Source organism: Micromonospora sicca (genome assembly GCF_003172935.1).
Taxonomy (GTDB): Bacteria; Actinomycetota; Actinomycetes; order Mycobacteriales; family Micromonosporaceae; genus Micromonospora; species Micromonospora sicca.
The window spans coordinates 1-6,681 of record NZ_QGKS01000439.1 but is presented as its reverse complement, the minus strand read 5'-3'; the positions used below and the strand labels follow the sequence as shown (position 1 = coordinate 6,681).

6 protein-coding genes are annotated in these 6,681 nt (G+C 74.2%); 1 reads left to right on the top strand and 5 read right to left on the bottom strand.

All coding sequences use genetic code 11. The annotated features are described in order from the left end of the window. Positions 1–206 precede the first annotated feature (206 nt). The gene (locus tag DKT69_RS33170) at positions 207–869 is read left to right on the top strand and encodes a DUF4142 domain-containing protein (protein ID WP_109805356.1); all 663 of its coding nucleotides are present in this window, start codon (positions 207–209) and stop codon (positions 867–869) included. A 55-nt stretch (positions 870–924) separates the two neighbouring features. On the opposite strand, the gene DKT69_RS33165 is transcribed toward DKT69_RS33170, so the two are convergent. From DKT69_RS33165 to DKT69_RS33145, 5 genes are all read right to left on the bottom strand, one after another. Next, a complete protein-coding gene (locus DKT69_RS33165) occupies positions 925–1,212 on the bottom strand; it encodes an Lrp/AsnC family transcriptional regulator (RefSeq protein WP_109805355.1) in 288 nt (95 codons plus the stop codon). An 80-nt stretch (positions 1,213–1,292) separates the two neighbouring features. Continuing rightward, positions 1,293–2,120, bottom strand: a complete 828-nt coding sequence (locus DKT69_RS33160) for a nucleotidyltransferase family protein (RefSeq protein WP_109805359.1) — start codon at positions 2,118–2,120, stop codon at positions 1,293–1,295. Positions 2,121–2,188: 68 nt separating this feature from the next. Then, positions 2,189–2,728: an NUDIX hydrolase gene (locus DKT69_RS33155; protein WP_109805354.1), complete on the bottom strand. Its 540-nt coding sequence runs from the start codon at positions 2,726–2,728 to the stop codon at positions 2,189–2,191. A 48-nt stretch (positions 2,729–2,776) separates the two neighbouring features. Next, entirely contained in the window at positions 2,777–4,570 is a 1,794-nt protein-coding gene (locus DKT69_RS33150; RefSeq protein ID WP_109805358.1) for a RelA/SpoT family protein, read from the bottom strand. 128 nt (positions 4,571–4,698) lie between these two features. Further along, positions 4,699–6,456: a DEDD exonuclease domain-containing protein gene (locus DKT69_RS33145; protein ID WP_109805357.1), complete on the bottom strand. Its 1,758-nt coding sequence runs from the start codon at positions 6,454–6,456 to the stop codon at positions 4,699–4,701. Between the last annotated feature and the right edge of the window lie 225 nt (positions 6,457–6,681).

The window sequence follows — 6,681 nt, the reverse complement described above, 5'->3', positions numbered from 1 at the left end:
CGTGGCGCCCGCCGGGTCTCCGGCGGGCGCCACGTCCGTTTCCGGCCCCGCTCGTCCCCGCCGTCCCGGCCGTCCCCCTCCGCGCCGGTGTCGCCCGGCGGTCCCGCTGCGCAGGCCCGCCACCCCACGACACGGACGGGTGGAATCGCAGGAATAACCCCGGTCAGCCGGGTATCCGTGCGGTCCAACGAAAAAGGGGGGGAAACATGTTGGGTCTCAAACGCCTCGGACTGCTGGCCGCCCTGGTGGTGGTCGGGCTGGCGCCCGCCGCGGCGGCGCAGGCCGCGGCGCAGCCGTCCACGCAGGACGCGCAGTACCTGCAGGCGTTGCATCAGGTGAACCTGGCGGAGATCGTCATGGGGAACGTGGCGCAGCAGAAGGGCCAGAACCAGCAGGTCAAGGACCTCGGCAAGCAGTTCGTGACGGACCACACCCAGCTGGACCAGACGGTGCAGAGCACCGCGCAGCAGCTGAACGTGCAGTTGCCCAGCGAGCCCACCGCGGACGAGCAGAAGGTGATCGACCGGCTGAACAACCTCAGCGGCGCCGAGTTCGACAAGGCGTGGGTGACCGCCGAGCTGGCCGGCCACGTCCAGGCGATCCAGGCCACCCAGACCGAGATCTCGCAGGGTTCCGAGCAGTCGGTGGTCCAGTTGGCCCAGGACGCCCTGCCGGTCCTCCAGGCGCACTACGACGCGCTGGTGGCCCTGGCCCAGACCCTGGGCGTCCCGGTCCCGCAGGCCACCCCGACCGGCACGGCGAGCCCCGGAGGCACCGGTACCCCGTCTCCGGGTGGCACCACCGAGTCCCCGGGCACCGAGTCGCCGTCTCCGGGCACCACTGAGACGCCGGCTCCGGGCGTCAGCTGACGTCGTACGGCCGATGGTGGCCGGTCCGTCCTCCGGGGCGGGCCGGCCGCCGCGTTCAGTCGGCGTTGGCCAGCCCGATGGCGAACGCCTCCTCGAGGTCGTGCTGCGAGTACGCCCGGAACGCGATGTGCGACTCGGTGTTGAGCACGCCGGTGACCTTGGAGATGCTGCCGGCGATGACCTGGGCGATCTGCTCGAACTCGCGGACCCGGACCATGGCGATCAGGTCGACGTGGCCCGCCACCGAGTAGACCTCGCTGACGCCGGGGAGGTTGGCCAGCGTCTCGGCGACCTCGGGGATGGAGTCGGTGGCGCAGTCGATCAGCACGATCGCGGTGATCACGGGACATTTCTCCGTTCGTCGACGTCGTCGCCCATGCTAAAGGCTCGCTGCGGCACGGCGTCCCCGGCTGGTGGATCCGGCTACCGTCCGGCCGCCGGAACCGTCAGGCCGCCGCCGGCGCGGACCGCGTCGGTGAGCCGCTCGTCCGCCCCGACCGTGCCGCCCGGCCACACCACCGCGCGAAGCACCTCGCCGTGGACGACCGCGCCCGCGCCGACCACCGCCCGCGCCACCCGGCCGGTCACCGTCGCGGTCGGGTCGACCAGGCTCCCGCCCCCGGCGGCGTGCAGGTTGGCGGCGAGGTAGTCGGCCGGGGTCCCGGTGTCGTAGAACGTCCCCCGGTACGGCACCACGGTCAGCGCGCCGGCCGCCTCCGCCGGCCGCCACACCGCCCGGACCAGGTCGCCGAAGCTGGGTGGCAGGTCGCGGACCAGCCGCCAGGGCAGCAGCGAGAAACCGACGAAGCAATGGCCGCTGAAGGTCCCCGGCGCCGCCGGGTCGTCGGCCGGCCGGCCGAGCAGCCGTACGCTCCGCCCGTCCCAGCCGTCGAGCAGCGCGGCGATGTCCGGCCCGGGTGGGGCCTGCGGGTCGGCCAGGTAGGCGTCGGCGTTGCCGACCAGCACGCCCCGGCCGGCGATCCAGTCCCGCAGGTTACCCAGCCCGCCGGCGGTGCCGAGCGGGTCGCCCGGCTCGACCGACAGGTGGGCCCGCGCCCCGACGTGGTCGACCACCTGCTCGCTCAGGTAACAGGCGTTCACCGCGACCCGGTCCGAACCGGCGAGGCCGAGCCCGGCCAGCCGGGTCAGGGCCCGGTCCAGCAGCGGCACGTTCCCGACCGGGCAGAGCGCCTTGGGCAGCCGCGCGGTGAGTGGTCGCAGCCGGCTGCCCTCGCCCGCGGCGAGCACCACGGCGCAGACCTCGGCCGCCGCCCGCCACCCGGGACCCGACCCGCCCGGGCCGCCCGGTCCGGCGCCGGTCACTCCCCCGGCGGGACGGCGGGCGGGACCTGCCCCGCCCGCGGCCCGATGCCGTAGTAGCCGAGCAGGTTGGCGGTGGCCCGGCTCAGCCGGGGCAGGTCGTCCAGCGGGTGCCAGGCCGCCTCGAAGACCTCGGCGCCGTCCACCACCAGCTCGGCGGTCGACGCCGGGACCTCCACCTCGAAGACCACGTCCACCCAGCCCTTGGCGTGCACCACGGCGTTCGGCACGGCCGGGCGGAGCCGGTCGGGGGTGACCCGGATGCCGGACTCCTCGAACAGTTCCCGGGCCGCGCCGACCACCGGCGCCTCGCCGCGTTGCAGCAGCCCCGCCGGGAGCGTCCAGCTGTGGCCGGGCGGCTGGCGCAGCAGCAACAGCCGGCCCGGCCCCTCCGCGTCGGCGTCCCGGACCAGGGTGACCGCCCCGACGATGTACTTCGGCACGGCGAGCCGGACCAGCCGGCGGCGCAGCGGGACGGGGAGCCGGTAGAAGACCTGGTAGCCGAGGGCCCGTCCGGTGGCACGTGCGCGGGGGATCATGCGTTCAGGCTAGTGGCCGCCCGGACCGGCCGCGCGAGGGGCGTTCGGCTACTGCCGGTGGTCGACCAGGTCGATGAGTTGCCGGACCACCGCGTCCGGTTCGACCGCCCGGTCGAAGACCGCCACCAGCAGGGTCTCCAGGTCGGGGTAGCCCAGTTCCTCGGACAGCCGCAGCAGCGGCAGGTCGCTGGCCAGTCCCCGGTTGTGTGTGCGCAGGGCCAGGCCGATGGTGGCGCGGCCGAGGCGTACCTTGTCGGCTATCGAGATGCCCGGCTCGGTGTGCTCGGCGAACCAGCGGTTGATCTGCATCTGGGCCTGCGGCGACTTCACGAAGCCGAGCCACTCCCGGCGCGGCCCCCGGGGCGCGGCGTCGGCCTCGAAGCCGCTCTCCGCGTCGGACTCGGTGAAGATCTCCACCACGTCGCCCTCCGCCAGCTCGGAGGAGAGCGGCGCCAGCCGGCCGTTGACGCGCGCCGCCAGGCAGTGGTCGCCCCGCTCGGTGCTCAGCTCATACGCCAGGTCCACCGGCGTCGCGCCGGCGGGGAGGACCACCTGCCGGCCGTCGGCCACCACCTGGATCTGCGCCTCGGCCAGGTCGCAGCGCAGCGACTCGAGGAACTGCGCGGGGTCGACCGCCTCCTGCTCCCAGTCCAGCACCCGGCGCAGCCAGGCCAGTTCGTCGGCCCGGTCGGCCGCCCGGCTGGTGGTGCGGGGGAAGCGGTAGTGGGCGGCGACGCCGTACTCGGCGGCGCGGTGCATCTCCTCGGTCCGGATCAGCACCTCGACCGTGCGGTCCTGCGGGCCGCGGACGCTGGTGTGCAGCGACCGGTAGAGGTTGTTCTTCGGCGAGGCGATGAAGTCCTTGAAGCGGCCGGGCACCGGCCGCCACAGCCCGTGCACCGCACCGAGCGCCGCGTAGCAGTCGGTGGCCGGGCCGGCCACCACGATCGAGATGCGGGGCAGGTCGAAGGGGGCGCCGTGGCCGCCGGCCACGGTGTCCTTCCAGATCGAATAGAGGTGCCGGGGGCGGGGGGCGACCTCGGCGTCGACCCGGCTGCGGCGCAGCGCCACCCGGGTCTTCGCCACCACGTCCTCGAGGTACGCGTCCCAGCCCGCCGGCCGGTCGTGCACGTGCCGGGCGATCCGGGCGTGCTCGTCGGGCTCCAGGTGCAGCAGCACCACGTCGTCCAGCTCGCGTTTGAGGGTCTGGATGCCCAGCCGGTCGCAGAGCGGGATCAGCACCTCCTGGGTCTTGCGGGCGATGCGCTCCCGGGAGGCGGCCGACCGGACGCCCAGCGTGCGCATGTTGTGCAGCCGGTCGGCCAGCTTGATGATCAGCACGCGGACGTCCTTGCCGGCCGCGATGATCATCTTGCGGACGGTCTCCGCCTCGGCGGCCTTGCCGTAGAACGCCTTGTCGAACTTGGTCACCCCGTCGACCAGGTGGGCCACCTCCCGGCCGAAGTCCTCGGCGAGGGCCTGGAGGGTGTAGCGGGTGTCCTCCACGGTGTCGTGCAGCAGCGCGGCGACCAGGGTGATGGTGTCCATCCCGAGGTCGGCGCAGATCTGGGCGACCGCGAGGGGATGGGTGATGTACGGTTCGCCGCTCTTGCGGAACTGGCCGCGGTGCATGTTCTCCGCGATCGTGTAGGCGCGGCGCAGCACGGAGGAGTCGGCGCTCGCGTGGATGCTCCGATGGGCGCGGACCAGCGCGTTGACCGGGTCGGCGTCGCTGGTGGGCCAGGTGAGCAGGGAGCGCAGCCGGCGGGTGAGCGGCAGCTCCCCGGGCTGGGTCGGAAGGGCGCCGCCCAGGGCGGCGCCGTGTCCGGCGTCGACGTCCACCTGGGACACCTCCTCACCCCGGCCCCACGGTCACCGTCACCGGCGACCGGGAGCAGGCCCGCGAAACGGGCAGGACTGCACTTCTCCAACAGCCTAAGGGAGTCGACGTAGTCCGATCGGTCACTTGGTCATGAGCGTTCGGTCGAGAGTTGGTGGGACCCGCCGTTCTCCGCCTTGGCCAGCAGGTCCCGGAAACGGCCCGCGCCGGTGACCGGCGAGGCCCAGCCGGAGGAGATCTCCACCAGCCGGGTCTCCGCTCGCTCCAACCAGGACAGGATGCGTTCGGTCTCCTCGGCGGAGGCCCGCGGGACCGGGCCGTACCCGGGCAGCACCGTCTCGGCGGTCGCCCGGATCGCCTCCAGGGTCGGTCGCGGGTGGACACCCGGCGGGGACAACCCGGCGCCGGCCAGCCGGCCGTGCCGGACCAGCGCCAGCTCCCAGCCGCCGCGCGCGGCACGCCGGGCCGCGGCCAGCTCGGCGATCCCGGTTAGCCCGACCAGACGTTGCATCCGGACCGTGGCGCGCAGCACCGCCGCCAGCCGGGACCGCACCACCGCCGCCTCCTCGTAGCGCTGGTCGCGGGCGAGCACTTCGATCCGGGCGAGCAGGGCGTCGACCACGACCTGGGGGTCGCTGGTGGTCGCGGTACGGAACGGCGCGGCGGCGCGGTGGTCGTACTCCTCGGGGGTGATCCGGTGCTCGCAGGGCGCCGGGCAGCGTCCCAGCTCGGCCAGCGCGCAGGCCGGCATGGTCGTGCGCCGCGACAGCCGGTGCGTGCACTGGCGCAGCGGCACGGCGTCGTGGAAGCCCGCGGCGGCCAGCTCGGCGGCCTGCTTGGAGCGGAACGGGCCCAGGTACGCGGTGTCCGTGGGGGCGAGGTTCCGCACCACCGACAACCGGGGGTACGCCTCGTCGGTGAGCTTGAGCCAGACCATCCGCTCCGGGTACTTGGAGCGCCGGTTGTACGGCGGCGCGTGCGCGGCGATCAGCCGCAGCTCGCGGACCTCCGCCTCCAGCGAGTGCGCGCACTCGACCGCCTCGACCCGCTCGGCGGCGGCGAGCATCTCGGAGATCCGGGCCCGCTTCTCCCCGGCGGTGAAGTAGCTGCGCACCCGGGTGGCGATGTCGCCGGAGGTGCCGACGTAGAGCGGCCGGTCGTCGGCGGCCCGGAAGATGTAGACCCCGGGCACCTTCGGCAGGCCCTCGGCCAGGTGCCGCTTGCGGCGCTGGGTCGGTGTGACCGCCCGGGCGAACTCGATCGCGTCGCCGACGGTGTCCACCCGGTGGCCGCCCAGCCGGGCGATCAGCCCGTGCAGCACGTCCACGGTGGCCTTGGCGTCGTCCAGCGCCCGGTGGGTCGGCTGGGTGGCGGTGCGGAAGTAGGCGGCCAGGGTGCCGAGCTTGCGGTTGGGCACCTCGTCCCGGGTGAGCACCCGCCGGGCCAGCGCCGCGGTGTCCAGCACCCGCGGGTTGGGCCAGCGGTAGCCGTGCTTCGCGCAGGCCGCCTTGAGGAACCCCACGTCGTAGGGGGCGTTGTGGGCGACCAGCACCGCGTCGGAGATGAACTCCAGGAAGCTCGGCAGCACCTGCTCGATCGGCGGCGCCGGGACCAACATGGCCTGGGTGATCCCGGTCAGCACGGTGATGAACGGCGGGATCGGCACCCCCGGGTTGACCAGGGTGGCGAGCACCCCCAGCTCCTCGCCGCCGCGCACCTTCACCGCGCCGATCTCGGTGATCCCGCCGCCGTCCGGCGCGCCCCCGGTGGTCTCCAGGTCGACCACCACGAAGGTGGTCGCGTACAACGGCAGCGCCGGGTCCACCCCCGCGCCCGCCGTCCGGTCCAGGCCGGCCAGCGCCTCCTGGACGTACTCTGCTCGTGCCACCCGCGGCACGCTAGCGGCCGGGTCCGACACTCCCGTCCCAGCCGTCCCACCGGTTACGACGGGACTAGGATGAGAGATCGGCTCACTCACTGGGCGCTGGGCCCGTTCGCGGTGGGAGACTTGCCACATGCCCCTCACCGAGCCGCACGACGACCACCTCCCCGAGGCGGGGCCGGTGGCTGCCGGGCGGGACACCGGTGGGGGCGACGCGGCCGACCGGGCGAC